Source organism: Corynebacterium sp. Marseille-P3884 (assembly GCF_017942225.1).
Taxonomy (GTDB): Bacteria; Actinomycetota; Actinomycetes; order Mycobacteriales; family Mycobacteriaceae; genus Corynebacterium.
The window spans coordinates 157,569-183,638 of the sequence record NZ_JAGKSD010000001.1 but is presented as its reverse complement, the minus strand read 5'-3'; the positions used below and the strand labels follow the sequence as shown (position 1 = coordinate 183,638).

Sequence of the window (26,070 nt, the reverse complement as noted above, 5' to 3'; positions counted from 1 at the left end):
TAGCCGGACCCGGGGCTAAACGCGGCGCCAGTGCTGCCCTTCACGGGCGACGAGACCCTTCCCAGACAAGTCCATGAGCAAATGGACGGTGAGCCCGACGGTGAACCCGCACGCGGCGGCGACGTCGGAGGCTTCAATCCCTCCGGTATCGGAAAGCGGCAGGGAATCGTAGACGCGGAGCTCGTTGCGGGAGAGCTGCTGGACAGCGTCGGCGGCAAAATCCATCTCGTATTGGCCGTCGACGTCGGAAGCGCCAATCGGGCTGAGTTTCTCGTGAGCGTCGTCGGCACTGAGCACCATGGCGGCGCGCCCGTCGCGGATGGCCAGGTTGGTGCCCAAAGAGCCCGGCCCGAGGATCGGCCCCGGCACGGCCATGCCGATGCGATTGAACACCTCGACCCATTTCAGGGTGTTTAGGGCCCCAGACCGGAAGGCGGCTTCCACGACGACGGTGCCCTGCGTCAGCGCCGCGACGAGGCGGTTGCGTGTGAGGAAGCGGTGCCGGTCGGGCGTGACCCCAGGCGGATATTCGGTGACCACGGTCCCACCTTCGGACGCGATGCGCGAAAACAGCGCCTCGTTGCGCCGCGGGTAGACCTGCCCGGCGCCGCACGCAGCGACGACGACAGTCGCGCCCCCTGCGTCCAGCGCGGAGGTGTGCGCGACGGTGTCAATGCCGAGCGCGCCGCCGGAGACAATCGTGTGCTGGTGGCGCACGAGACCCCGGCACAGATCGGCGGTCGCGTGGTGCCCGTACGAGGACGCGGCGCGGGTGCCCACGATCCCGACGGCGCTGGCGAAAAGTTGCGCGAGATTCGCGTTGCCCCGCACCCACAGTCCGTGCGGCGGGTGCGCGTCGGGAGGAAGTTTTTCATCGCTTTTCGACGCCCCCGCCACCGCCGCCCCGAACGACATCTCGATCGCGTCCCGCGGCCACTCCGGAGACTCAGGCGTGAGCAGGCGGTAGCCTTCGCGTTCAGCGGCAGCGAGATCCTCGGCGGGCTGGTCCCACCTGTGGCGGGACTCGGTGGCGGGGCCGAGCTCGCCCAGCCAGCTGGCGCGGGTGCGGATGCCGCGGGCGAGTTCATCGGCGTCGCGCCCGGCGGCGAGCATGGCTTGGATGTGCCGGTTCGGTCCTTCGACGACGCGGTTCAAGTAGGCCCAGGATTCTAGCGAGCTCATGCCATCACCCCCGCGTGTTGCGTGGCACGCAGGTCAAGGGCGTCCATGACGTCAGCAAGACGCGGCTTATCGACGCCCCCAAGATCCGCCACCGTCCATGCCAACCTCAAGAGCCGGTCGACACCGCGCTGCGTGATTGAGCCGCTGCCCAGGGCTTTGCTGATCACGCTCATGCCCTCTTCGTCGGCGGGGAAATCGCGCCGGATGACTGCGCCGGGGACACGCGCGTTGGTCACGGCGCTCAATCCGGCTTTGGTCCAGCGGTGCCGCGCGCGGTCGCGGGCCGCGAGGACGCGTTCAGCAATCGCCGCTGAGGGTTCGTTGTCGGTGCTGGTGACAAGGGCGCCGACGGAGGTCGTCGATAGGCTGATGTCGATGCGGTCGCGCAGCGGCCCCGACAGGTTGCGCAGGTACATGGCGCGCTCGCTCGAGGAGCAGGTGCATTTCGCGGAATTGTCGACGCCGCAGCGGCACGGGTTGGCGGCCATGACGAGCTGGAAGTCGGCCGGGTAGACGACGTCGCGCCGCGCGCGTGTCAGCCTCACCTCACCTTTTTCGAGCGGGACCCGCAACGCGTCGAGCGTGTGAGCGTCGATCTCGCTGACTTCGTCCAAGAAAAGGACCCCGTGGTGCGCATGGCTGATGGCGCCCGGCCGCGGGATCCCTGACCCTCCGCCGATGAGAGCGGCGCGCCCCAGAGACGGGTGCGGCGCGACGAATGGCGCCTGCATGATCACTTCCCCGGTGGAATTGCCGGAAATGGAATGAATGGCTGTCGCTTCCACGACCTGCTGCGGAGAGAGTTCCGGAAGAATCGACGGGAGGCGCTCAGCGAGCATCGACTTGCCGGAGCCGGGCGCGCCGATCATGAGCACGTGGTGGGCGCCGGCAGCTGCGATCTCCATAGCGCGGCGTTCGCGCTCTTGACCGACGATGTCGCGGAAATCCGGCACGTGCACAGGCTGCACGGTGTGGCTCACGGTCTCCAGGCCGGACAGTTCACGCTCCCCGACCGCCCAGAGCCACGCCTCGGTGAGACTGCCCGCGAGCTTCACCGCCGGGTGCCCGACCAGTGCGGCTTCGGCAGCATTCTCGGCGGGGATTATGACGTGGTCGACATCGTCGAGGGCTTCCAGAATGATCTGGAGGATCCCGTCCACACGCCGCAGCTGCCCACCGAGGCCGAGTTCGCCGACGACGAGGCTGCGTTTCAAGCGGCGTTCCGCACGCGGGTCCATGCTCGCCAACACGGCCAGCGCTACCGGCAGGTCGAATTGGGAGCCGGCTTTCGGCAGGTTCGCAGGCGATAGGGACACCATGATTTTCGTGCGCGGCCACGGCAGCGTCGAATTGGCCACGGCGGTGCGAATCCGGTCGCGGGACTCCCCCACGGCTTTGTCGCCGAGTCCCACGATGTGCATGCCGGGCAGCCCGGGCCCGACATTCGCTTCGACGGTCACGCGGTGTGCACCGACGCCCTCGACAGTCGCGGAGAAAGTGCTAGCAAGCGCCATCGTCGACCCCCTGGTACATGCGGCACGAGACGTTGATGCCGTCGAAGATGACCTCGATGACATCGAAGCGCACAGAGACGTATCCGGACGACTTCTCAGCGAGCCACTGCGCGGCCGCCGCGCGAATTCGGCGCAGCTTCGCCGGCGTGACGGCTTCCGCGGCACCGAAGCTCGTGCTGCGCCGGGTTTTCACCTCAGCGAAGACGATCTCGCCGCGCGGCGAACGCGCGATCAGGTCGACTTCGCCGTCGCGGGCACGGTAGCGCAGCTGCACAATGTCGTAACCCAATTCCTCATACCAGGCCGCGGCGCTCGATTCGCCGCACAGACCCAGCATGTATTGGTCCCTTTGGTCGTGTTTTACAGGCATGAAAAATCCCCTCTGTTAACTCAAGTAGTTGCACTTAGTTAGACGAGGGGAAGGGGCGGAAGGATCCGTCGAGAAGCGAATTTTTTATTCGGGAATGACCATGTCCGGCTTGTCGAGCTCCTCGATGTTGACGTCCTTGTACGTGATCACGCGCACGTAGCGGACAAAGCGCACGGCGCGGTACATGTCCCACACCCACGCATCCGACATGCGCACTTCGTAGTAGACGTCCTTGCCTTCGGTGTGCGGAATGAGCTCGACGGCGTTGGCGAGGTAAAAGCGGCGGTCGGTCTCCACGACATACGAGAATTGGCTGACCACGTCGCGGTATTCGCGGTAGAGGGACAGTTCGACCTCGGCTTCGTAATTGTCCAGGTCTTCAGCGCTCATCGTGGATGCTCCTCATGTACTTCTCGTGGGCGGCAGCAACGTTGGCATAAGTGTAGCGATGCTCCGGGCTCGCGCCGTGACGGCGCACCGCGTCCATGTGGGCGCGCGTCGAATAGCCTTTATGCTTATCGACGCCGTACCCCGGGTACTCATCCCCCATCCCCGTGACCAGCCGGTCGCGGCTCACTTTGGCCAGCACGCGGGGGGGGGCGATGCGGGGGGCGGTGTAGCCCCCGCCGATGACTGGGAGGTGGGGGGAGGTCAGGCCGGGGATGCGGAAGGCGTCGATAAGCACGTAGCCCGGCCTGACGTCGAGCGCGGCAATCGCGCGGCGCGCACCATCTATGTTGGCGTTCTGGATGCCGCGGCGGTCGATGTCTTTCGCGGAGACGTGCACGACGGCGTGCGCAAGCGCCTTATCGACGATCACCGCGTAGAGCTCTTCCCGCCGCTTCGCCGTGAGCTTCTTAGAGTCGGTCAGCCCCTCAAGCGCCGCGATCGGCTGCGGCGGGAGAACGCACGCCGCAATGGTGATGGGGCCGAAACACGCGCCGCGGCCCGCCTCGTCGACTCCCGCGACGGGCCCGAGCCCCGCTTTGTCCAGCGCGACCTCGAAGGTGCGCAGCTGCTTCAGCCGGCGCATGTGCTCAGCGCGCTGTTACTGCTGCTGCAGCTCAACGTCGCCGTTCTTCACCGGCCCGATGCGGGTCAGCGGCAGGATGATGAAGGAGACCTTGCCGCGGATATTGTCCGTCGGGATCGTGCCCTGGAATTCATCGCCGGAGTGATAGCGCGAATCCGCGGAATTGGTGCGGTTGTCGCCCATGACGAAGACATTGTCTTCCGGCACCGTGATCGGGCCGAAGAATTTGCCGCCGCACTCGGCGGAGCCATCCTCGCCGATGACTGGGTTCGCCGGCGGGTCGAGAATGTACGACTGGTCGATCGGTGCGCCGTCCACCATCACTGCCGGGTCGCCTGCCTGGCACGAGACCGTCTGGCCGCCGGTCGCGACGACGCGCTTGACCAGATCATTCTCGTCCGGTGCGACCAACCCGACGTACGAGCCGAGCTGCTGCAGACCCGCCACGAAACCATTATCGGAACGGTTGGACACGTAGTCGGTGTTCCACGACGGCGTGCCCTCGAAGACCACGACATCGCCCGGCTCCGGGTCCGAGAAGTAGTAGCTGACCTTCTGCACGAAAATACGGTCGCCGTTGCAGCCGTCGCAGCCGTGCAGCGTCGGCTCCATCGATGCCGACGGAATCAAGTACACGCGCCCCACGAACGTCTGCAGGACAAAGATCAGCGCCAAGGTCAACAGGACGACCAGCGGGATCTCGATGTACCACGGTGTGGCATTGTCCTCTTCGGCGCGCTTGCGGCGTGCGGGACGGGGGCGGGGACGAGGGCGGGCGTATTCAGTCACGGCACATCACCTTATCAGCGTGAAAACGAAACGCCCCCTCCCGTTCACCGTGAGTTCGGTGGGAATGGGAGGGGGAGCGGGACGTCGATTAGCGACGCTCCTTGATGCGGGCTGCCTTACCGCGCAGATCGCGCATGTAGTACAGCTTCGCGCGGCGGACGCGGCCGCGACGCAGAACCTCGATGCGGTCGATGTTCGGGGAGTGAACCGGGAAGGTACGCTCCACACCGATGCCGAAGGAGATCTTGCGGACGGTGAAGGTCTCGCGGATGCCAGAGCCCTGGCGGCGGACAACGAAGCCCTCGAAGAGCTGGGTACGGGTGACGTTGCCCTCGATGACCTTGACGTGGACGCCAAGGGTGTCGCCGGGGCGGAAGTCCGGGATGTCGTCGCGCAGCTGGCCTGCGTCGACCTTGTCGATAATGCCGTTGGACATGGCAGAATTCCTTTTCAGATTTGGACAGAGGACCCTAGCGGCGCAAAGCGCTCGACTGGTTCGTGTCGGCTACATGACCCAAACATTCTTGCATAAGGGCCGGAAGCTTCCAAAATCCGCTTATCGACGCTCCACCGTCGACCCATACCAATATTCGACCCCCGGCAAAGCGCTCACCACAGCCTGCGTGGCCTGCTGCGGCGTCAGCGTCGTCCGGCCCTGCACGACAACGCGGTAGACGGGGTCGAGCAGCGGCCCGTCTTCGGCCGCGAGGAACTGGTTGACCACCACGTTGTCCGGCTGGCAGCTGGTGTCCATGACGTGGGCGTCGATACGCTCCGCCGGGTAGCCTGCGCGCCGGAGCTTCTTGGCCACCTTGTTCTGGTGCTTCTCCCACGCGGTGGCGCTCATGATCACGCCGATGTCTGTGGACACCTCGCGCGCGTCGAGCGTGAACAGGTCGTCTTTGTCGAGGGTGCCTTCTGCGCGCGCTCGCTCGATCAGGTCGGGGCGCACGCGTTGGGTGCGCCCCAGCGACTGGTCGCGGCGCCAGCGCGCGATCTTGCCGTGGTCGCCTGACAGGAGAATCTCCGGAGCATCGATCCCGCGCCACGTCCGCGGCTTCGTGTACGACGGTCCTTCGAGCAGCCCGTCAGAGAAGCTGTCCTCCTCGTGGCTTTCGGTGTTGCCCAGCACGCCGGGAATGAGACGCGTGACGGCCTCGGCGATGACGAGCACTGCTACCTCCCCGCCGATCAGCACGTAATCCCCGATGGAGACTTCCCGCACCCGGTAGTTCTTTTCCGCGTCCTCGAAGACCCGCTGATCGATGCCCTCGTAGCGGCCGCACGCGAAAACAATGTGCTCCTCGCGCGACCACGCCTGCGCGTCAGCCTGCGTGAACGGTTGTCCGGCCGGGGTCGGGACGAGCAACAAGGGCTTGTCCGCATCCCCAGCGGTATCGGCTGCATAAGGGCGCGGCGCGACACGTGCGACATCGTCGTGGCGCAGCTTGTCATTGCGGTGTGCGGCGGCGGTATCGAGCTGTGTCCCGGCGCGGCCGGCGGCGATCTCGTCGAGAGCGTTGCCCCACACCTCGGGCAGCATGACCATGCCCGGTCCCCCGCCGAGCGGCGGCGCGTCGACCGACTTGTGGTTGCCCGTCGCCCAGTCGCGCAGGTCGTGCACGCCGACGGAGAGAATCCCCTGCTCGATCGCCTTGCCCAGCAGGGCGTGGCGCAGCGGGTCGAGGTAGTCCGGGAAGATCGTGACGACGTCCAGCCTCATCGCGCTCACAGCTCCAGCAGCCCCTCCGGTGGGGTGGCCACCAGGTAGCCCTCGTCCACGTCGATCTCCGGCACGATGTCCATGACAAACGGGATGAGGACCTCTTTGCCGTTGTAGTCCACCTCGAGCAGCTTCCGGTTCGGCATGGTGGTCACACCGGTGACATCGCCTACGTGGGTGCCGTCGATAAGCACGCGCAAGCCGATGAGCTCGTGGTCGTAGTACTCGTCCGAATCCTCGTCGCGCTCGAGCGGCTCCGCGAAGAACTGCGTGCCCCGCAACGAATCCGCGCCCGTGCGGTCGGCGATCTCCTCGAATGTGATCAGAAGGCGCTTCTGGTGCGGGCGCACCGCCGCAATGGTCAGGTCCTGTTCCTTGCCCGCCTGGCGGCCGTGCAGTACCTCGCCCACCGCGAAGAAGACGTCCTCGTCGTCCGCGAGCGGCTCCACGACGACCTCGCCGCGCACGCCGTGCGACTTCACAACCCTGCCAATCCGGATTTCCATGCAGCTCAGGCTACCAGCGCCGACGTCACACGCCTGGGGCGGCTACCCGAAGTGGGTGAATGACTGCATCCTCTCCCCGACGATCTGGCTGCCCGCAATTTCGACCGGGTGTTCTTCGGCTGGGACTGCGGATAGCCCGCCCCCAGGGCGGAGATCACAGTTTAAAGAAACCTGCTTCCGCCAAGACCTGGTCCATATCACCCGCGACGAAGTCGGACACGGCACGCATTGCGACCTGGAGGTCGGCGAAACGGAATGAATAATTGCGGGTCACGTCGTCATCGCCGACGTAATGGGCCTCGACGATATACGGCAAGACATCCTCCTCCTGGTCGACGCGGCGAATCTCGACGAAGGAGTCATCGCCGGTGACGTCGAGAATGCAGTACCGGTCACCAGCGTTGTTCAACCCGTCACTCAGGATTCTTTCGATCGCCACGGGGTGGAATCTTCCGGCAGACTCAGTGGGCCCGATCTTCAGAACGTGCAGTAGACGGCGATTTTCCTCTACCTGCACTTTGCCGGACCGCTCCCACAGGGACGGGTCCGTGATGCGTTTGAAATCTCCTGCGATGGAGTAGATCCACGAGACATCGTCGAGGCTATCGTTGTCGCGCTCGAAGTAGGTGCCGTCCGGGTAAAGCAATGTGGTGGTGAGCTGCCCCTCTTTGTCAAAGATCATCGTCTGGTAATCAGCGCGGTGACCGCGGGTGCCGAAGGGGCCCTCGACAAGGACGGAGAGAACGCACCCAGCGGCGACTTTCCCGATTGCCTCCGTAAACGCGTTCAGTGAAGGGACTTTCCACCCGAGAAACGGCAGGCCGTTGTTGAACACCACGGCTGGATCGGGTTCAGACGCTTGCTTGTACTCGCCGGAGGAGTTGTATAAGACGTGGTCGCCGTGAACCACGACAGAAACGCCACTTCTTTTAGCGAGGGCGTAAAGCTGAGGTATGGCGCCGGGATTGCGCAACCGCAGGCTCGTCAGGTCTGCTGGCTCTGCAGGGCCGTCAACGAGAAAGTCAGCCAGTTCACGGTTGACGCTGTCGACGAAGTCGCGCATCTGCGCTGAGGCGGGACGGTTACGGCAGGCACGGTTGTGGTGGAGAAAGCGGATGGTCGAGTTCATGAACGGGGCGCTGCGTTCAGGAAGCACCATGGCGGTGACCTCCACCACGTCTCTATCCCAGACGAATTCGGTGCGCGCCCGGGAATGATTCTGCATCATCTCTGAAACTTCGCTGCCTTGTCCGGTCACGTATGCGTAGACAAGCGCCATCAATTCATCGAGCGTGTCGAAATCTCGGCTAATACGCACACCCAAAAGGCCGGTTTCTGTGGTGGTCCATGCTCCACTGGCGTCACGGCCGTAGCGCAGTTCGCCCCAGCTCAAGTTGTGGAGCCGCATCATGGTGCCCGCGGGCAGGTCGGCGACGGCGTCGAGGCGGCGCAGCGGCATGTTCTGCGTGTACACCATGGGTCGGAGCGTGGCCTCGCCGGGCGCGGCGTCCCGCCAGTCGAGCTCGTGGATCTCCTCGCAAATATCGGCGAACGCCAGCAGGATGGAACGGGCCTCCTCGTAGGTGGGCACACGCAGGGTCTGGGCGGGCTTCTGCCCACCGGATTCGCTCGGTGCGTAGCGGAGAGTCAGCGTCCACTGGCCGTCGGCCTCGAGGCGCATGCTGAGAGAACCGCCGAAGGAGTCCGCATTCCCGTACGTCGTCACAACGAGGATCCACGCGCCGACAGGATCCGGTGCGCGCAAAGCGTCCTCGAAGGCGAAGTCGACGGTGCGCTCCCCGACCTGGCGCCACACCGTGCCAGTCGAGCTGATCATCTGGACCGGCACGAACGTCTCCTGGAGATCCTCACCGGACGCGTTGACGTACAAGCCCGCATCGCCGAGAAAAACAAGGAGCTTATCGACGAACGCCAGGTGCTCAATCTGCCCGATCTGCTGGTCAGCGTTTGCCGGATCGATCTCCAGAGTGATGACTTTGTGGGCGGGGACCTCGTACCCCACGATCTGGCTCAGCTTCGCGGCGGCATCCCGCATTGACGGGTCGGGAACGTGTTGTAGATCGAGGTCAGCGGAATAAAGGGCGTTGACCAGTTCGTGATGCACGGCGATGACGGACGCGGGCGGTTTCAAGATGTGCAGCGTGATCGGCATGTCTGCCACGGTACGTGGGCGGGACGAGGCGTGACGTCGATAAGCAAAATGCCCGCACACCGTGTGGTGTACGGGCACGAGTGCGGGGAGCTTAGTTCTCCTCGGACTCCTCAGCCTTCTCTTCCTCGGCCGGGGTGTCCTCAGCCTCAGCCTCAGCGGCCTCAGCAGCCTCGGCTTCTTCCTTCGCCTTGGCCTCGGCCTCAGCCTCGGCAGCTGCCTTTGCCTCTGCCTCTTCCTTGGCCTTCTTGCGCTTCTCGGTGATGGCCTCGGCGGTCGGGCCGTTGGAAGCTTCCTCGAGAGCCTGGTTGAACAGGTCGAGCTTGGACGGCTTCTCCTCGGCAACCTTGAGGGTGCCCTCGGCGCCTTCCTCACCCTTGTGCTTCTGCCAGTCGCCGGTCACCTTGAGCAGAGCAGCGACGGGCTCGGTCGGCTGTGCGCCGACGCCGAGCCAGTACTGAGCGCGCTCGGAATCGATCTTGATGAGCGACGGCTCTTCCTTCGGGTGGTAGATGCCGATGTTCTCGATGACGCGGCCATCGCGGCGGGTGCGGGCATCAGCGACGACAACGCGGTACTGGGCGTTGCGGATCTTGCCCACGCGCTGCAGCTTGATCTTTACAGCCATGTTGAAAGTCCTTTACTTAGGTCACTGGGCAGTTCAGACACCCGCCGCTTATCGACGGGCCGGTTCAACCCTTGAGTTTCACCTGCGTGTGACTACGGCCGGGCGGTGGGACTTCCTATCTTTTAGGGAAGTGTGCCGGATCCGGCGCTAACGCAGCTTGGTGTTTCAGCGCGCGCTCGGCGCGCGTCAACCTGCAATACACTACCCCCGCGTGCACCGCCACACCAAAACGACGTGGGGGTTAACGGATTTCCGCCTTCCCGGCGGTAAGGTCTTCCCAGGAACACCCAGAAAGAAAAAGAGGCAACCAGCTTCGATAGCGAAACTATGTCTCTTCCTCTTCCCCTACATTACGGATTTTTGACGCAATGACGACCACGGTTACCGCTCAGCAGACCACGGACTCGAAACCGGCACCGAAAAAGCAGGCGTACCGCACGGATCTCGACGGATTGCGCGGCATCGCCATCGGCTTGGTGGTGCTGTTCCACGTGTTCGTCGGGCGCGTCTCGGGCGGCGTCGATGTCTTCTTGCTGCTGTCGGGCTATTTCTTCATGGGGTCGCAGCTGCGTTACGCGATGCGCCCGAACCCTTCACTGAATCCGTGGTGGCCGTTCTGGCGCACGGCGCGGCGTTTGCTGCCGGCGCTGGCGGTGGTGCTCGCAGCGATCTTCGCGGGAATCCGGTGGTTGACTCCGGAGATCATGAGCCAGGACCTCGCGCGGCAATTCACCGCGGCGGTGCTGTATTTCCAAAACTACGAGCTGGCGGCCCAGAACCTCGATTACGCGGCGGCGGGCGCGGAGACATCTCCGCTGCAGCACTTGTGGTCGATGAGTGTGCAGGGGCAGTTCTATGTCTTCGCGATCACGGTGGGCATCATCGTGGCGTTTTTGGCGTCACGCGTCGGGGTGAGCAATACGAAGCTGCGCCGCGGCATCATTGTGCTGTTAGCGGTGCTGGCGGTGGCGTCCTTCGCATACGCGTCGCGCCACGGCTTGGTGGGCACGCCGCAGAATTACTACGAGTTCCCGTCCCGTCTGTGGGAGCTGGCGTTCGGCGCGTTGCTGGCAATGCTGCCGGTGACGAACCTCATTCCGGAGAAATTCCGCGGCGTGGCGGCGGGTCTCGGTGTCACGGCGATCGCGGTGACGGGCGCGATCATCACCACCTCGTTGGCTTTCCCCGGCCCGGCGGCGCTCATTCCGCTGCTGGGTGCGGCGCTTGTGGTCATGGCTGGGCCGGATCAGCCGGTGGCGCGCGTGTTGTCGTCGGGTCCGATCCTGTGGCTGGGTAAGGTCGCGTATTCGCTGTACCTGTGGCACTGGCCGCTGCTGATTCTGTTCACCGTGAAGTCGGGCCGCCCGACGCCGACGGTGGGGCTCGGGATCCTCGTCATCGCGTTGTCACTGTGCCTCGCGCACCTCACGTACACCTTGGTTGAGGATCCGCTGCGCCAGCACGGCAAGCGCCCGAAGGCGACTGACACGCCAGTGCGCAATGCGCGAGCAAGCTTAACGACGCCCGAGGGCCGCGGCCGCGCCGTCGGCGGCGCCCTCATCGGAGCCATTCTGCTCGGGGTTTTGTCGATCCAGCCGCTCTACGCCCGCCAGATCGACGATGCGGATTTCAATCTCGCCTCCAATGACTACCCCGGCGTGATGGCGCATTTCGGGGCGGAGGTTCCCGAGGCGCAAGCTCAGCCCGACCCGAACCTGATCGCGGACATCTGGCCGCCGACTGCCGACGATAACTGCGTCATCTTCATGGATCAGCCGGCGGACATGCTGCCGGGGCCGCATTGCGTGTGGGGCGACCCAGAAGCTGAGACCACCGTCGTGCTCTTCGGAGGCTCCCACTCGGAGCCTTGGCTGATCCCGCTCGACCAACTGGGTAAAGAGCACGGTTTCAAGGTGATGCCGATGGTGCGCCAGTCGTGCCCACTGATCCTCGACGACCTCGACACCGTGAGCCCGGAGTGCGCCGAATGGTCGCGTCTGGCGTTTGACCGGATCATCGAGATGAATCCGGATCTGACCATTTCCACTGCCACGCGCCCTGAGGGCCGCGCTGGCGAGGGCAGCCCCGGCCCCGACATGGTGCCGAGCTCCTATGCCACCGTCTGGGAGGAGCTCCAGGCCAACGACATTCCGTTCCTCGGTCTGCGCGACAACCCGTGGGTATTCAGCCGCGAAGGCCAGCACATGGATCCGAACGAGTGCCTGATCGCCGGCAACGACTTCGAGGCGTGTTCGACACTGCGCGACACCGTCTACGGTGATGTGGATCCGTCTGTCGAATACCTTTTCCCGGAGAATAAGCAGTGGGGTCTCGATACCGCTGACTGGTTCTGCGACGACGAATTCTGCCCGCCGATCATCGGCAACGTGTACGTCTACCGCGACCAGAATCACGTCTCGAACGCGTACGCGGCGACCACTGCCCCACTGCTGTGGGCCAAGCTCCAAGAGGTCTTCGCGGCTCTGGGGACCCAGGTGGACGGACTCGAGGACGGCCCCGCGCTCGATCCGGAACAGGGTGTCCCTGCGGGGAAGCAGGAAAACGGGGTGGACGCGGGAGACGTCGGCAAGCCAAGCGTTGAAGCGAACCCCGACCTTTTGCCTGAGCTCGGCGACCAATAAAAAATCCTCCCGCAGGCCGAACTAGCCTGCGGGAGGAGGTGACTGGGGGACTTATTTGCCCTTGCCCATGCGCTTCATGGCTTCGCCGAAGTCGAGGTTGTTCAGATCGATGCCGTCCATGCCCGGCGGCAGCTGCTCCTGCATCTTCTTCAGCTGAGCGGGATCGAGCTGATCCATGCCCGGCATACCTGGCATGCCGCCCATCCCCGGCATGCCCGGCATCTTCGGGCCGCCGCCGCGCTTCTTCGCGGGCTTACGCTTGCCGTTTTTGCCCTTGCGTCCCTTCGGCTTCTTCTTCGTCGCGGAACGGCCGCCCATACCTGGCATGCCTGGCATTCCGCCCATGCCGAATTGGCTGGCCATCTTGCCCATCATCTTCTTCGCCTCGAAGAAGCGCTCGACGAGCTGGTTGACCTCGGCGACGGTGACGCCCGAACCGTTCGCAATGCGTTTGCGGCGCGACGCGTTGAGGATCTTCGGGTTCTCGCGCTCCGCCGGTGTCATGCCGCGGATGATGGCTTGGATGCGGTCGAGCTGCTTCTCGTCGACCATGTCGGCCATCTCGTTCATCTGCTTGCCGCCCGGCATCATCTTCAGCAGGTTGCCGATCGGGCCCATGCGGCGGATCATCAGCAGCTGGTCGAGGAAGTCCTCGAGTGTCAGCTCACCGGAGCCCAGCTTCATGGCGGCTTCTTCCGCCTTCTGCTGGTCCATCGTCGCCTCAGCTTGCTCGATGAGCGAGAGCAGGTCGCCCATGCCGAGGATGCGGCTGGACATGCGGTCCGGGTGGAAGATGTCGAAGTCCTCGAGCTTCTCGCCCGTGGACGCGTACAGGATCGGCTTGCCCGTGACCTCGCGAATGGACAGGGCGGCACCGCCGCGGGCATCGCCGTCGAGCTTGGTCAGCACAACGCCAGTGAAATCGACGCCGTCGGCGAAGGCCTGCGCGGTGGCGACAGCATCCTGGCCGATCATGGAGTCGATGACGAAGAGGACCTCGTCCGGGTTGACGGCATCGCGGATATTGCGCGCCTGCGTCATCAACGTCTCATCGATACCGAGTCGGCCAGCGGTATCGATGATGACCACGTCCGCGTGCGTGCGGCGGGCCTCCTCGATCGACTCGGTGGCCACCGCGACCGGGTCGCCGTGGGATGTTCCCATTTCATGTTCGCTCGAGTCGAGCGAGGTGCCCGGGTCCGGCGCGAAGGTGGGAACGCCAGCTCGCTTGCCGACGATCTCCAGCTGCTGCACCGCCCCCGGGCGCTGCAAATCGCAGGCCACCAGCATCGGAGTGTGGCCCTGCTTGGACAGGTGCATGGCGAGCTTGCCCGCCAGCGTCGTCTTACCCGCACCCTGCAGACCAGCGAGCATGATCACGGTCGGCGGGTTCTTCGCCAAGTTAAGGCGGCGGGTCTCGCCGCCGAGGATATTGGTGAGCTCCTCGTCGACGATCTTGATGACCTGCTGCGCCGGGTTCAGCGCCTCCGAGACATCCGCGCCGAGCGCACGCTCCTTGACGCGCTTGATGAATGCGCGGACAACAGGCAGGGAGACATCGGCCTCGAGCAGGGCGATGCGGATCTCACGGGCGGTGGCGTTGATGTCCTCTTCCGTGAGTTTGCCCTTGCCGCGCAGACCTTTAAGCGCTGTTTGCAAGCGGTCGGACAATGACTCGAACACGAAAAAGCTCCCTTAGATATCGAAAAAGTGGTGGGAACCAGCCTAGCTGCTCCCCACCACCTGAATCACATTGCCTGTGCTCTAGCCGAGCAACGCGTCGACAAAGCCCTCCACCTCGAACGGAGCGAGGTCATCCGCACCCTCGCCAAGGCCCACGAGCTTGACCGGCACGCCGAGTTCCTCCTGGACCTGGAAGACGATGCCTCCCTTGGCGGTGCCGTCCAGCTTGGTCAGGACGACACCGGTGATCTCGACGACGTCCTTGAACACGCGCGCCTGGGTCAGGCCATTCTGGCCAACGGTGGCGTCGAGCACCAGCAGAACCTCGTCGACCTGAGACTTCTTCTCCACAACGCGCTTGACCTTGCCCAGCTGGTCCATCAGGCCGGTGGAGGTGTGCAGGCGGCCTGCGGTGTCGACGAGCACGACATCAGCTTGCTGCTCCACACCGGTCTTGACCGCGTCGAAAGCGACGGACGCGGGGTCTGCGCCTTCCTTGCCGCGGACGGTGGAAGCACCCACGCGGCGGCCCCACGTCTCCAGCTGGTCTGCTGCGGCCGCACGGAAAGTATCCGCCGCGCCGAGCACCACGCTGTGGCCCATGGAGATGAGCACGCGCGCCAGCTTGCCGGTCGTGGTGGTCTTGCCGGTGCCGTTGACACCGACGACGAGGATGACCGCCGGCTTGCCGTTATTCGGCATCGCCTTGATGGAGCGATCCAGTTCCGGCTTACCTGCCTCAATAAGGGTCTCGCGCAGCATGGCGCGAGCTTCTTCCTCGCTGGACACGCCGCGCTCGGCGATCTTCTCGCGCAGGGATTCAGTGACCTTCATGGTCAGTTCCGCGCCGAGGTCCGCCATGATCAGCGTGTCCTCGATTTCTTCCCAGGCGTCCTCGTCCAGGTCGCCCGCGGAGAGAATGCCGAGCAGCCCCTGGCCGATCGCGTTCTGGGAGCGCGACAGACGCCCACGCAGCTTGCCGATGCGGCCCGCCGCCGGCTCGATGTCGTCGAGCTGCTCGTCCGGCACCGGATCCGTCTCGATGACGCTGGCCTCGGTCTCTTCGGCAGTCGACTCGTCGGCAGCTGCCGCAGCACCGGCGGCGCCCGCTGCACCAGCAGCTGTTCCCCCAGCCGCGGCCGCGCCTGCACCCGTCTCCGGCGCCGGCGTTTGCTCGCGTGCTTCCTCGGCAGCCTCGGCAGTCGAACGCGCGGCCTCAGCCGCTTCCTGTGCTTCCGCCTCGGTGCCAGCCTGGGAGGCATCGGAGGACTCTTCGGACTCGACCGGGCGGTCGGCTCCGGCAATCTCGCCGGACTTGTCCTCCTGCTCGACCTGCTCAACCGGCTCAACCTGCTCGACCTCGGCCGGATCGGGCTCAATCACTTCGGTCTCGGTCTCGCCGAGCTCAACGGGGTCGACCTCGTCCGCGGCAGTCGGTGCCGGTGCGATCTGCTCGGTCTCGGTGGCATCGGCGGTATCGGATACGTCAGAAGAATCCGTTGTTTCAGCAGGCTTTGCGGACGCGGCGGCGCCAGCAGCACCTGCCGCAGCAACGCCGGCAGCGCCAGCACCCGCGGCCTTAGCGGAGGTGGCAGGGGTGTCGCGCTTCAACGGCTCGTCGACACGCACGGGCTCTTTTTCGGCCGTCGGCGCGCCGGCGGGCGCGAAATTGAAGCCGCCCTTTGCCTGGTAGTTGCCGGATTTCTCCTGCTGGGTGAGTTCTTTTTGCTGTTCCGGCTCCTTCTTTTCAAAGGAGACGGTCTTCGACTTTTTCCGGTTGTTGCCGACGACAATGACGATGCCCAGGATGATGAGCAGCGCCACGACGACGGCGATAACGACCCACAGAACAGTTGAATTCATCATGTCCCCCATAGTGCCACCAGATGGCGCGGCGGGGTGCGGCTAGTCGGCAGTCTCGCGCGGAGCGGGGTTCATGCGCTGGGAAATCACGCGTGTCACGCCGTCGCCACGCATGGTGACGCCGTAGAGCACGTTCGCCACATCCATCGTGGGTTTCTGGTGGGTGATCACGATGAGCTGCGAGTCCTCGCGGAGTTCTTCGAGAAGGGCGATAAGCCGCCGGAGGTTGACGTCGTCAAGCGCGGCTTCGACCTCGTCGAGAACGTAGAACGGGCTAGGGCGCGCGCGGAAGATGGCCACGAGCATCGCGAGCGCAGTGAGCGATTTCTCGCCGCCGGACAGAAGCGACAGGCGCTTGACTTTCTTGCCGGGCGGGCGCGCCTCGATCTCGATGCCGGTGGTGAGCATGTCGGAGGGGTCGGTGAGCAACAGACGCGCTTCGCCGCCGGGGAACAGCGTTTGGAACACGCGCGGGAATTCGCGTTCGACGTCGTGCCACGCGTCGGTGAACAATTGCAGGATTTGCTTATCGACGTCGTCGATCACCCCCGCTAAGTCCTTCCTCGCCTGGACCACGTCGGCGAGTTGGGTGGACAGGAAGCTGTAGCGTTCCTCAAGTGCCTTGTACTCCTCGAGCGCGAGCGGATTGACCTTGCCGAGCGCAGCGAGGTCCTTCTCCGCTTTCTTGAGGCGCTTCTTCTCTTCCGCTTCGTCGAAGTCCTCCGCGGGCGTGTAATCGGCGAGCAGGTCGTCGATAGCGATGCCGAGCTGCTCGACAATCTTGGCTTCAGCTTCGTCGATGCGGACCTGCGCCTGCTCGCGCGCGATATCCGCGGCATGCGAAGTGTCGCCGAGACGGGCGAGCTGCTGACGCAGCGCACTGACCTTGTCGCGGGCCTGGGATTGGCGCGCGGCGAGCTGCTTCACGTCGGCGGAAAGCGTGTCGCGGCGCTGCGTGGCGCGCTCGAGCGATTCGGCGATTTTCGCGGCGAGGTCGCGCGCGTGTTCCGCGACCGCCTGGGCGAGCTCGGCCTGCGCGCGCTTGCGTGCCATCGCCGCGTCGTGCCGCGCTTTCGCTTGTCGCTCGTGCTCCGCTTGACGACGCAGCGCCGCTCCCCTTCCCGCCACGTTATCCACCGCCTGCTGAGTAGAACGGGCGGCAAGTGTCGCTTCCATTTCCTGCGACCGGGCTTTAGTCAGCGCAGCATTGGCTTCGTCGCGTGCAGTGGCATCGGCCTCTTCGTCGGAATCAGGGCGCTCGACGCGCGAGAGCCGGTCGCGGGTCTCGGCGAGAGATTTCTCGCGGCCGCTGAGCCGGATATCCGCCTCGTTGGCCTGCTTCGCGGAACTGGCGTGCTGTTTCTGCGCCTGCTCGGCCTGTTTGACCAAGCGCTGGTGGTCGCGCTTCCACGACTCGGCCTGCGCGTCGTGTTCCTTCAGCGCAGCCTTCGCCGATGCGGCGACCACGCGCGCTTCCTCAGCCGCGATCTTCGCGCCTTCGAAGGTGCCGGACAGCTCATCGAGCGCGGCCTGGGCCTGCTCGAGTTCCGCCGTAGCGACCTCGATGTGGGCAGCGACCTCCACGCTCGATGCACCACCGGACCCCGCGGCGAGCCATCCTTCGCCAACGACGACACCGTCGGCAGTGACTGCGCGTAGACGTGGATCATCGGCAACCGCCCGGCGCGCGGAGGCGACATCGTCGGCGAGCACCACATCGACAAGGATGCGGGTGATGGGGCCCACGACGTCGTCGTTGAGGCTCACGTGGTCGAGCAACCACGTAGTGCCTGCCGGCGGTGTTCCTTCGAGGCGCCACGACTGTCCGCCAGCAGATGTATCCACCACGACGGCGCGGGAGGCGTTGCCGAGGCCATCGGCAACAACGCTTTCGTCGATCTCGCCTGCGAGTGCTTCTGCATGGGGCCCGAGTGCCGCCGCGAGCGCTTTCTCCACGCCTTTCTCCGGCTTCATGCGGTCGGCGACGGGAGAGAATGTCTCACCCAGAACGTCGGCGGCCTCAGCGACAGGGGCGGTCTCGCTCAGCGTGGCGATGCGCGCTGAGAGCGAATACACCGTTTTTTCTCGTGTCTTCTGCTCCGCGCGCAGCTGCTCCAAGCGCTGCTCGGCGGCATCGGCCTCGGCGGCGGCGCGAACATGGGCATTCTCAAGGGGTTCGCGGCCACGGGCGATCTCAGCGACCTTCTCGGCGGCGGCCTGTGCTTCCGCGTCGGCGTCCTGGGCACGCCGACGTGTCTCGTCGGCAGCGGCTGCAAGGCGCTCAATTTCCTGCTTCGCACTCTCGACTGCTGCGACCTGGCTCTCCTCCTGGGCGAGCAGGCGCACAACGCCCTCGCGGCGATCGGCGATCGCGCGGACCTGCGCCATATGCTCGGCTTCGGCGGCGCGGGCTTTCTCCGCGAGCTCCTCGACCTGAGCTGCAATCTCTGCGCGGCGGGCTTCCGCTTTGTCGTATTCGGCGAGTGCGTCGGCGTGCTGCTTTTCGGCTCTCTCGGCCCGGGCAATCAGCTCGTCGGGGTCTTGACCGCGGTATTCGGTGGTGTCGCCGACATGCGAGGCACGCTCGGTGGCGATGCGCAGTGTCGCAGACGTGCGCTCAGCAAGAGATGACAGCCCGAACCAGAGCTGCTGTGCGCGCTCCGAATTCGCGGAGGCTACCGAGTGCAGCTTTTCGACTTCGCCCTGATTCGATTCAGCTTCGGCCAGCTCTTCTGTCACGGATTCGACGTGCTGGGCGTGGAGGTGGGCGGCACGGGCGGCGTCGTCAAGCGATGCCCTGAGGGTGACCACCTTGTGGCCCGCAAGGCGCAGACGTGCGTCGCGGACATCTGCCTGGACGGTCGCGGCGCGTTGCGCGGCTTCGGCCTGGCGTGCGAGGGGCTTGAGCTGCTTGCCCAGCTCGTCAGTGAGGTCGGTCAGGCGGTCGAGATTCGCCTGCATGCCGGTCAGTTTGCGCTGCGCTTTCTCACGGCGCCGGCGGTGCTTTAGCACACCTGCTGCTTCCTCGATGAACGCACGACGGTCCTCCGGACGGGATTCGAGGATCTCGTTGAGCTTGCCCTGGCCGACGATGATGTGCATCTCGCGGCCGATGCCCGAGTCGGACAGCAGCTCCTGGATGTCCATGAGACGCGCTTTGGAGCCGTTGATCTCGTATTCGCTGGCGCCGTCGCGGAACATGCGGCGCGTGATAGCTACCTGCGTGTACTCGATCGGTAGACGGCCGTCCGTGTTGTCGAATGTCAGCGTCACTTCCGCGCGGCCGAGCTGCTTGCGCTCCCCCGCGCCCGCGAAGATGACATCCTCCATCTTTCCGCCGCGCAGATTCTTCGCGCCCTGCTCGCCCATCACCCAGGCGAGCGCATCGACCACATTGGACTTGCCTGAGCCGTTCGGCCCGACGACCGCGCAGATGCCCGGCTCGAATTTCATCGTCGTCGCAGACGCAAAGGACTTGAAGCCTTTGAGCGTCAGCGATGTCAGGTGCATTGTGCTGATATTACCGAACCGGCTCCGCCCTTCGGCGCTGTCATCGCAGGACGAGCAGGCTGTGTCGCGGTCGTTTTGTAAGCTCTGCCCTAAAGCTGGCCGAGACGTTCCGCGGGAGGTGAAAGGTGCCGAGAAACCAGATCCGTTGGTTCGCCCCGGGCGGTGAATCGGAAGCCGTGAGCAAACGGGAGTTCAAGGCGTTATCGAAAGAGGGCCAGGGTGCTCTCGCCGCCCGCATTAAGCAGCTCGCCCAGGCGAAAATTGGGCTCAGCGATCTCCGGCACCTGCGCGGGGACCTGTATGAGATCCGGGCCCAGGTAGGCAATAACCATTACCGGGCGATCGTCATCCAAGACTCCCCGGTGCACTTCATCATCTTGTCGTGCTTTTTCAAGAACCAGCAGAAAACACCGAAGCACGAACTGGACAAAGCGGAGAAGCGGTTGAAGCGTTGGCGGCAGTGAATTGCAGTATCGGTCTGAGGCGATTAAATTGTGCTTTATCGGTCACAGCCGATAGTAAAGGAGCTGCCATGAATATCGACGACTACAGCGAGCACCACGCGGGCGATTCCGAGGAATTCGACTTCGACGAACTCCTCGACGACCCGGAAGTGCGCGCTGCGATGAGCGAAGCCGAAGAACGCCTCGCCGTCACAGAAACGCTCCGCGACGGGCGGAAGCAGTCTGGTCTGTCACAGAAGCAGGTGGCCGCCGCCATGGGCACGACCCAGTCCGCAGTATCTGACTTCGAGCGCGGGGAGACTGACCCGCAGCTGTCCACGATTCAGCGTTATGCGCGCGCGACGGGCGCGCGCGTGCGCATCCTCGTCGATCAGCCGGGCAGCAATGTCACACGCGTGGCATCGCCGTATGTCTCGGTATCGAAGACGGTTGCGGCACCGTCGGCGTCGTCGGGGCGTCGCCCGGCGCTGCGCGTGGTGCCCTCCTACCAGGACATTCAGGTGAGTTAAGCCATGTCTGATGCCAAAGTCCACGCGGAACTTCGGGTGCGCGCGGGCGAGATCGCGGGCACCAGCAATCTCTTCGACGTCCGCCTCGTGCAGTCGACCGCGCGCCTCGAGCGGGTCCCCTCCCCTGACGCGCAATTGAGCGTGAGCGTCGAGATGACGCCGTCTGGGAGCATCTCGCTCGACGCGGGGACGAACGGTCTGCTCCTCATCAACGCCGATTTCACCGTCACCATCGTGGACGCGGGAAACGATTCGGAGCCGGTCGCCTCGGTCGAGTGCACCTTCGTCGCCGCTTTCGAACCGCACATGGACTCGGAGCCGGCGCAGGAGGCGCTAGATGCTTTCGCCGAGACCACCGGGTTGTTCGCGATCTATCCGTATGCGCGCGAGTACATTTCGGATGCCACGCGCCGGATGGGCCTACCGGCGCTGGTTCTGGATCTGTTGAAGCGGTAGGCCTACCGCTCTTCGAAGCCTGTCGCGCCGCGCGGTTCGCTGTACTGCGGCACGACGGCGCGCACCTCGCCGGGGCGCTTGGCGGTCGAGGGTTGCTCTTCAAGCAGAGCAAGAAGCTTATCGACGTCTGCCTGCTCCCCCTCTGCCACCACTTCCACGCGGCCGTCGCGCAGGTTCTTCGCGTAACCGGCCAGTCCGAGTTCGAGGGCGCGGCTGCGCGTCCACCAGCGGAAGCCGACGCCTTGAACGTGGCCGGTGACGAATGCTGTCATGCGTGTGGTGCTCATGGGCACCACACTAGCTTTCGCCGCGTTAGATGCGGGTCAGGCCACCTTCGTCGGTGTCTTCTGCGGCGCCGTCGCGGCGTGCTTGATCGACCGTGACGCGATCTTCCGCGCTGCGGCGGGTGACCGGGTCAGAGCCATCCCAGTACTCGACGTTCTTCAGCTCCGGCAGCATATCGCGGTGGAAGACCGGGTCGATGCCCTGGGCGCGCTGCTCACTGAAGTTCTTGAGCAGCTTGAAGGCGATGCCGCCGAGCGGGACGATCGCGATCAGGTTGATGAAGACCATGGTGGCGGTCATCGTGTCGCCAAGAGCCCACACCAGCGGCAGGGAGCCGAAGGCACCGAAGATGACAAAGCCGATCACGCCGAGACGGAAAATGGTGAGAACGGACTTCTTGTCGGTCAGGTACTCGATATTCGCCTGCGCGAGGTAGTAGTTGCCGATCACAGAGGAAAAGGCCAGGAAGAACAGGATGAACGTGATGAAGTGGGCACCCCACGTGCCGACCGAGTCAGACAAGGAGGACTGCGTCAGCGTAGCGCCCTGCACTTCTTCGCCGTACATCGGCGCAGGACCGAGGAGAATGATGAACGCGGTGATGGAGCAGACGATGAGGGTATCGAAGTAGACGCCCAAGGTCTGTACCAGACCTTGCTTGACCGGGTGGGACACCGTCGCGGTGGCGGCGGCGTTCGGGGCGGAACCCTGGCCGGCCTCGTTGGAGAACAGACCGCGGCGCATGCCGTTCATGAATGCGGCGCCAACGGCCGCACCGGCGATCTCCTTCAAGCCGAGCGCGTGCTCGACGATGAGGGTGAACATGCCGGGGATCTCGCTGGCGTTCACAGTGAGCACGATGACGCCGAGAATGATGTACGCGAGGGCCATGAACGGGACGACGACCTGGGTGACATTGGCGATGCGGGTGACACCGCCGAAGATGATCAACGCGGTAACAAGGGCGACGATGCCGGCGACGACTGCCTTCATCATGTTCGAGTCGGTGCCCAAGGAACCGCCGACTGCCTCGACAATCGAGTTGGTCTGGATGGCGTTATAGATGAAGCCGTACGTGAAAGAGATAGCCACAGCGAAGATGACAGCCAGGGGCTTCCACTTCTCACCGAGGCCGCGGGTGATGTAGTACGCCGGGCCGCCGTGGTAGTTGCCATCGGCGTCCTTGGTCTTCCACAGCTGCGCCAGGGTCGACTCGACAAAAGCAGTCGCGCCACCGACCAGGGCGATGATCCACATCCAGAACACGGCGCCGGGGCCGCCCATCGTGATCGCCACCGCGACACCGGCGATATTGCCGGTGCCCACGCGAGAGGCTGCGGAGATGGTGAACGCCTTGAAGGCGGAAATACCGCCGTACTCCTCATCGAGGTCCCGGCCATCGCGGTCTTTGCCCTTCGGGCTTTCCGCCACTGCCTTGAACATGTCGGGGACCATGCGCAGCTGAACAAAAATGGTGCGCAGGCCGAAGTAGGCACCCGCCGCCAGAAGCAGGAACGGGATGACCTTCCACAGGTTGTCGTTGACGATGTCCGTCACGAACAGCTCGAGTTTTTCCATGCCGGAAATTCTATATGCCAGTGGGGCCCGCCAACGATTTTTGGTGGCGCTATGTCGTGTGTCAGCGCGTCTGGCACACCGGGCAGTAGTAGCTCGACCGGCCGTTGACTACGGTGCGTTCAATTGGAGTTCCGCAGCGCACACATGATTTTCCCGCTTGCCCGTAGGCATTGAGCGAGCGGGAGAAGTAGCCGGAGGCACCGTTGACATTGACGTAGAGCGAATCGAAGCTCGTTCCGCCGGCTTCAAGCGCACGGGCCATGACGGCGCGGGATTCTTCGAGCACCGCCACAGCATCGCGCTGGCGCATCGCTCTGCCCTTGCGGGTGGGTTTCACGCCGGCGGCCCACATCGCTTCGTCGGCGTAGATGGAGCCGATACCGCTGACCACGGACTGGTCGAGAAGAAGCGTCTTCGCCGCGACGTTCTTTTTGCGCATTGCGCGGGCGGTGGCCACGACATCGAAATCGGGCTCGAAGGGGTCGGGCGCGATATGAGGGATGGTCGCGGGAACGGGTCGGCCAGCACCGGGGTCCGGGGCGGTGAGCGGAACATACTGCCACGAACCGAAGGTGCGCTGATCGACGAAGGCGAGCTCCTGCACGCCGCTTGCCGACGACAGTTGCGCACGGATACGCAAGTGCGGACTATCGACGAGGCCAGGCTTTCCGACGAGCATCTGGCCGGACATGCGCAGGTGAACTAACAGCGCGGCGCCGTCGGAGAGCGTGAGCCAGAGGAACTTGCCGCGGCGGTCAGTACCGGTAATCGTCAGGCCCGGCAAGACCTCAGCGAGATCCACGTCGTTGCCGCGGACAGCGCGCGGGTGCAAAACCTCGACGGCACCGAATGTCGCACCGACAACGTGGGTGTCGAGCCCACGGCGCACCACTTCCACTTCCGGGAGTTCAGGCACGTCCCTTCCCTACCCTTTACGCAATGCGACGGTTTCCGGGTGGTCTTTGAGGAAGAAGAACGCCTCGCGGGCGGCGTTTTGCTCCGCAGTCTTTTTGTTGTGGCCGCGTCCGGTGCCGCGGTCGGTGCCGTCGATAAGCGCGTGCGCGGTGAAGACTTGCTCGTGCTCCGGCCCCTCGGCCGTGGCGGTGTAAACGGGCGGGTTGCCGCCGAGCTCCGCAACGCGTTCCTGGAGCTCCGTCTTCCAGTCCTGGATCCAGTGGGCGTTGTCGATCTTGTCTGCGAAAAGGCGCAAGATGACATCGCGGGTGGGGTTGAAACCGTGCTGGCGGTAGATGGCGCCAAGCACTGCCTCAGTGGTATCCGCCAGGATGGAGTCCTTGTCGCGGCCGCCGGTCGTCTCCTCGCCTTTGCCCAGCAGAATGTGCGCGCCGAGGCCGATTTCGCGGGCGACCTCCGCGAGCCCGTAGCGCGACACAATGCGGGCTCGCATCGGTGACAAGTCCGACTCCGGACGCGAGGGGAATTTCTCGAACAGCGCATTCGCAATGGTCAGACCAAGCACTGCGTCGCCGACGAACTCGAGGCGCTCATTATTCGGCAGAGTGCCGTGCTCGTTCGCGAACGAGCGGTGCGTCAATGCGAGACGCAGCTTGTCCGGTTCGATGTCGACGCCGAGCTTGTCCAGCAGCGGCGTGTGGTCGACAGCCGCGAATGCCTCAGCCAAGGCCTGATCGCCTGGGATCTTGTTCTTTTTCGCGCGTGGCACATGACCCCCAGCTATTTTTCGGAGCCGGATTCGGCCCCGCCGAGGAATTTCTCCAGACCAGCCCAGCGCGGGTCCACAAGGTCGTTCTGTTCGCCGGACACGCCGTCGGGCGAAGGAACATCGGAGTCTTCCGGGCAAGCGGGCTCGCACACCGGGTTGAAGGGCAAGTTCAGGCCGACTTCGTCGATGAACGCCTGCTCGAGGTTGACAGTGTCGTCGACAATCACCGGGACATCGTCGCCTGACCCGTCATCTTCTTCACCGGAGTCGTCTCCCGTGATGAAGTCGTCGGAGCCGGAGAACACCTGGGAGACGGAAATCTCCTCGGTGGGCGTGAGCTCACGGAGGCAACGGACGCAGTGCCCCTGGAGCTGGACATTCGCCGTAGCGTCCACGAGCACGCCCCCGCCGAGCGGAGTCACGGTCGCTTCGACGGTGATCTCTTGGCCTTCGGGGATGGCGATCATTTCCGGGCCGATGCGCGACGGCGACGGGCCGGTCAAGGTGGTGGTCACTGGAAGCCCGTCGCCACGCTGGGCTTCCGACACGTCCACAACAAAGGGATTAGTAGCCATAACGCACCCCACAATACATCGCGGTCGATCCTGCGGGCCCGGGAGAGTTAACGAGCGTAACCGCCGCGGTCATCGCGTTCGACGCGCTCGACACGCTCAACTCGGACATCGCGTGCCCCGCGGTCGTAGCGGCCAGACGCACCAGCACCCTGACGCAGTGCGGAACGGTCGGAGGTGACGGTGCGCAGCACCCCGCTCAAGGTCTCCTCGAATTCGGCGAGCTTGCCGTCGACGTAGTCGTCGCATTCGCCGCGCAGACGGCTGGACTCGGCATGCGCGGATTCGACGATACGGTGCGCTTCTTCGTCGGCCCGGCGGGTGACCTCAGCCTCGGAGACGAGACGCTGCTGCTCCTGGAGGCCTTCAGCGACAGAGCGATCGTAGGATTCGTTACCGTCAGCGACCAGACGCTCCGCTTCTCGACGAGCGCGCTCCACCATCTGCTCCGCCTCATCCCGCGCGCGGGTCACGGTGCTGTTGGCATCTTCTTCAGCATTGGCGACCATGACGGTGGAACGCTGCTGAGCATCGCTCAACATGGAATCGGATTCATTGCGGGCGTCAGTAACAAGGCGCTGGGCCTCCCCTTCCGCATCGCCGATAATCGCGTCCGCGCGGTCCTCGGCGCCGCGCAGGATCTCGTCCTGCTTATCCAGAACGTCTTGCGCATCGTCGATCTCGACGGGGAAGGCGTTACGGATGTCGTCGAGAAGCGCGAGCACTTCGTTGCGGGGAACCATGCAGTTCGACGTCATCGGAACGCCGTAGGCCTGTTCGACGGTGTTGACCAGTTCATCGAGAGCTTCAAATACGCGGTACATGAGCCCAACTGTACTGGCGAAACGACGAACGCCCCGGCAAGCCGGGGCGCGTGTCCTGCAATAGCTCGGCAGAAAGCCGACCTGG

General features: G+C 64.5%; 24 protein-coding genes. 4 read left to right on the top strand and 20 right to left on the bottom strand.

Translation table 11 applies throughout. The annotated features are described in order from the left end of the window. Window positions 1–15 precede the first annotated feature (15 nt). The 11 genes from dprA to rpsP form a co-directional block, all read right to left on the bottom strand. Window positions 16–1,182: a DNA-processing protein DprA gene (gene dprA, locus J5Y21_RS00825; RefSeq protein WP_210571737.1), complete on the bottom strand. Its 1,167-nt coding sequence runs from the start codon at window positions 1,180–1,182 to the stop codon at window positions 16–18. Beyond that, complete coding sequence (locus J5Y21_RS00820; RefSeq protein WP_210571736.1) at window positions 1,179–2,696, bottom strand: YifB family Mg chelatase-like AAA ATPase; 1,518 nt, start codon at window positions 2,694–2,696, stop codon at window positions 1,179–1,181. The genes dprA and J5Y21_RS00820 overlap by 4 nt, the downstream gene beginning before the upstream one ends. Continuing rightward, complete coding sequence (locus J5Y21_RS00815) at window positions 2,683–3,066, bottom strand: YraN family protein (RefSeq protein ID WP_210571735.1); 384 nt, start codon at window positions 3,064–3,066, stop codon at window positions 2,683–2,685. Before J5Y21_RS00815 ends, J5Y21_RS00820 begins: the two co-directional genes overlap by 14 nt. Before the next feature lie 84 nt (window positions 3,067–3,150). Next, complete coding sequence (locus J5Y21_RS00810; protein ID WP_076598780.1) at window positions 3,151–3,456, bottom strand: DUF2469 domain-containing protein; 306 nt, start codon at window positions 3,454–3,456, stop codon at window positions 3,151–3,153. Continuing rightward, the gene (locus tag J5Y21_RS00805) at window positions 3,446–4,099 is read right to left on the bottom strand and encodes a ribonuclease HII (RefSeq protein ID WP_210571734.1); all 654 of its coding nucleotides are present in this window, start codon (window positions 4,097–4,099) and stop codon (window positions 3,446–3,448) included. Before J5Y21_RS00805 ends, J5Y21_RS00810 begins: the two co-directional genes overlap by 11 nt. Window positions 4,100–4,114: 15 nt before the next feature. Then, a complete protein-coding gene (gene lepB, locus J5Y21_RS00800; RefSeq protein ID WP_296147116.1) occupies window positions 4,115–4,804 on the bottom strand; it encodes a signal peptidase I in 690 nt (229 codons plus the stop codon). Between the two features lie 172 nt (window positions 4,805–4,976). Further along, window positions 4,977–5,324: a 50S ribosomal protein L19 gene (gene rplS / locus J5Y21_RS00795; RefSeq protein ID WP_210571732.1), complete on the bottom strand. Its 348-nt coding sequence runs from the start codon at window positions 5,322–5,324 to the stop codon at window positions 4,977–4,979. A gap of 120 nt (window positions 5,325–5,444) precedes the next feature. Continuing rightward, window positions 5,445–6,611 carry a tRNA (guanosine(37)-N1)-methyltransferase TrmD gene (trmD, locus tag J5Y21_RS00790; RefSeq protein WP_210571866.1) on the bottom strand — a complete coding sequence of 389 codons (1,167 nt, stop codon included), beginning with the start codon at window positions 6,609–6,611 and terminating at the stop codon, window positions 5,445–5,447. A gap of 5 nt (window positions 6,612–6,616) precedes the next feature. Beyond that, complete coding sequence (gene rimM, locus J5Y21_RS00785; protein ID WP_210571730.1) at window positions 6,617–7,117, bottom strand: ribosome maturation factor RimM; 501 nt, start codon at window positions 7,115–7,117, stop codon at window positions 6,617–6,619. A 154-nt stretch (window positions 7,118–7,271) separates the two neighbouring features. Beyond that, window positions 7,272–9,290 carry a hypothetical protein gene (locus tag J5Y21_RS00780; protein ID WP_210571728.1) on the bottom strand — a complete coding sequence of 673 codons (2,019 nt, stop codon included), beginning with the start codon at window positions 9,288–9,290 and terminating at the stop codon, window positions 7,272–7,274. A gap of 91 nt (window positions 9,291–9,381) precedes the next feature. After that, window positions 9,382–9,915, bottom strand: coding sequence for a 30S ribosomal protein S16 (rpsP, locus tag J5Y21_RS00775; RefSeq protein WP_210571725.1), 534 nt, complete (start codon window positions 9,913–9,915; stop codon window positions 9,382–9,384). A 368-nt stretch (window positions 9,916–10,283) separates the two neighbouring features. Here rpsP and J5Y21_RS00770 point away from each other — a divergent pair, with 368 nt between their 5' ends. Next, entirely contained in the window at window positions 10,284–12,557 is a 2,274-nt protein-coding gene (locus J5Y21_RS00770; protein WP_210571723.1) for an acyltransferase family protein, read from the top strand. A gap of 51 nt (window positions 12,558–12,608) precedes the next feature. Here the strand turns inward: J5Y21_RS00770 and ffh are convergent, their stop codons facing one another. From ffh to smc, 3 genes are all read right to left on the bottom strand, one after another. After that, a complete protein-coding gene (ffh, locus tag J5Y21_RS00765; RefSeq protein WP_210571721.1) occupies window positions 12,609–14,240 on the bottom strand; it encodes a signal recognition particle protein in 1,632 nt (543 codons plus the stop codon). Window positions 14,241–14,321: 81 nt separating this feature from the next. Continuing rightward, window positions 14,322–16,103 carry a signal recognition particle-docking protein FtsY gene (gene ftsY, locus J5Y21_RS00760; RefSeq protein ID WP_210571864.1) on the bottom strand — a complete coding sequence of 594 codons (1,782 nt, stop codon included), beginning with the start codon at window positions 16,101–16,103 and terminating at the stop codon, window positions 14,322–14,324. A gap of 42 nt (window positions 16,104–16,145) precedes the next feature. Further along, window positions 16,146–19,613 (bottom strand): chromosome segregation protein SMC, encoded by a 3,468-nt coding sequence (smc, locus tag J5Y21_RS00755; RefSeq protein ID WP_210571719.1) that lies wholly within the window; start codon window positions 19,611–19,613, stop codon window positions 16,146–16,148. Between the two features lie 125 nt (window positions 19,614–19,738). On the opposite strand from smc, the gene J5Y21_RS11600 reads away from it, so the two are divergent. The 3 genes from J5Y21_RS11600 (at window position 19,739) to J5Y21_RS00740 (ending at window position 21,042) form a co-directional block, all read left to right on the top strand. Next, window positions 19,739–20,077 carry a type II toxin-antitoxin system RelE/ParE family toxin gene (locus tag J5Y21_RS11600; protein WP_210571717.1) on the top strand — a complete coding sequence of 113 codons (339 nt, stop codon included), beginning with the start codon at window positions 19,739–19,741 and terminating at the stop codon, window positions 20,075–20,077. A 68-nt stretch (window positions 20,078–20,145) separates the two neighbouring features. Continuing rightward, the gene (locus tag J5Y21_RS00745) at window positions 20,146–20,586 is read left to right on the top strand and encodes a helix-turn-helix transcriptional regulator (RefSeq protein WP_246874801.1); all 441 of its coding nucleotides are present in this window, start codon (window positions 20,146–20,148) and stop codon (window positions 20,584–20,586) included. A 3-nt stretch (window positions 20,587–20,589) separates the two neighbouring features. Then, entirely contained in the window at window positions 20,590–21,042 is a 453-nt protein-coding gene (locus J5Y21_RS00740) for a protein-export chaperone SecB (protein ID WP_210571716.1), read from the top strand. A gap of 2 nt (window positions 21,043–21,044) precedes the next feature. Here J5Y21_RS00740 and J5Y21_RS00735 read toward each other — a convergent pair whose 3' ends face one another. From J5Y21_RS00735 to J5Y21_RS00710, 6 genes are all read right to left on the bottom strand, one after another. Further along, complete coding sequence (locus J5Y21_RS00735; RefSeq protein ID WP_210571714.1) at window positions 21,045–21,329, bottom strand: acylphosphatase; 285 nt, start codon at window positions 21,327–21,329, stop codon at window positions 21,045–21,047. Window positions 21,330–21,354: 25 nt separating this feature from the next. Continuing rightward, window positions 21,355–22,905, bottom strand: coding sequence for an alanine/glycine:cation symporter family protein (locus J5Y21_RS00730; protein ID WP_210571712.1), 1,551 nt, complete (start codon window positions 22,903–22,905; stop codon window positions 21,355–21,357). Between the two features lie 61 nt (window positions 22,906–22,966). Beyond that, window positions 22,967–23,821, bottom strand: a complete 855-nt coding sequence (gene mutM, locus J5Y21_RS00725) for a bifunctional DNA-formamidopyrimidine glycosylase/DNA-(apurinic or apyrimidinic site) lyase (protein ID WP_210571710.1) — start codon at window positions 23,819–23,821, stop codon at window positions 22,967–22,969. Window positions 23,822–23,830: 9 nt separating this feature from the next. Then, window positions 23,831–24,589, bottom strand: coding sequence for a ribonuclease III (gene rnc / locus J5Y21_RS00720; RefSeq protein ID WP_210571709.1), 759 nt, complete (start codon window positions 24,587–24,589; stop codon window positions 23,831–23,833). 11 nt (window positions 24,590–24,600) lie between these two features. Further along, on the bottom strand, window positions 24,601–25,164 hold the full coding sequence (locus tag J5Y21_RS00715) for a YceD family protein (protein WP_210571708.1): 564 nt from the start codon (window positions 25,162–25,164) through the stop codon (window positions 24,601–24,603). A gap of 47 nt (window positions 25,165–25,211) precedes the next feature. Then, window positions 25,212–25,985, bottom strand: a complete 774-nt coding sequence (locus tag J5Y21_RS00710) for a DivIVA domain-containing protein (protein WP_210571707.1) — start codon at window positions 25,983–25,985, stop codon at window positions 25,212–25,214. Between the last annotated feature and the right edge of the window lie 85 nt (window positions 25,986–26,070).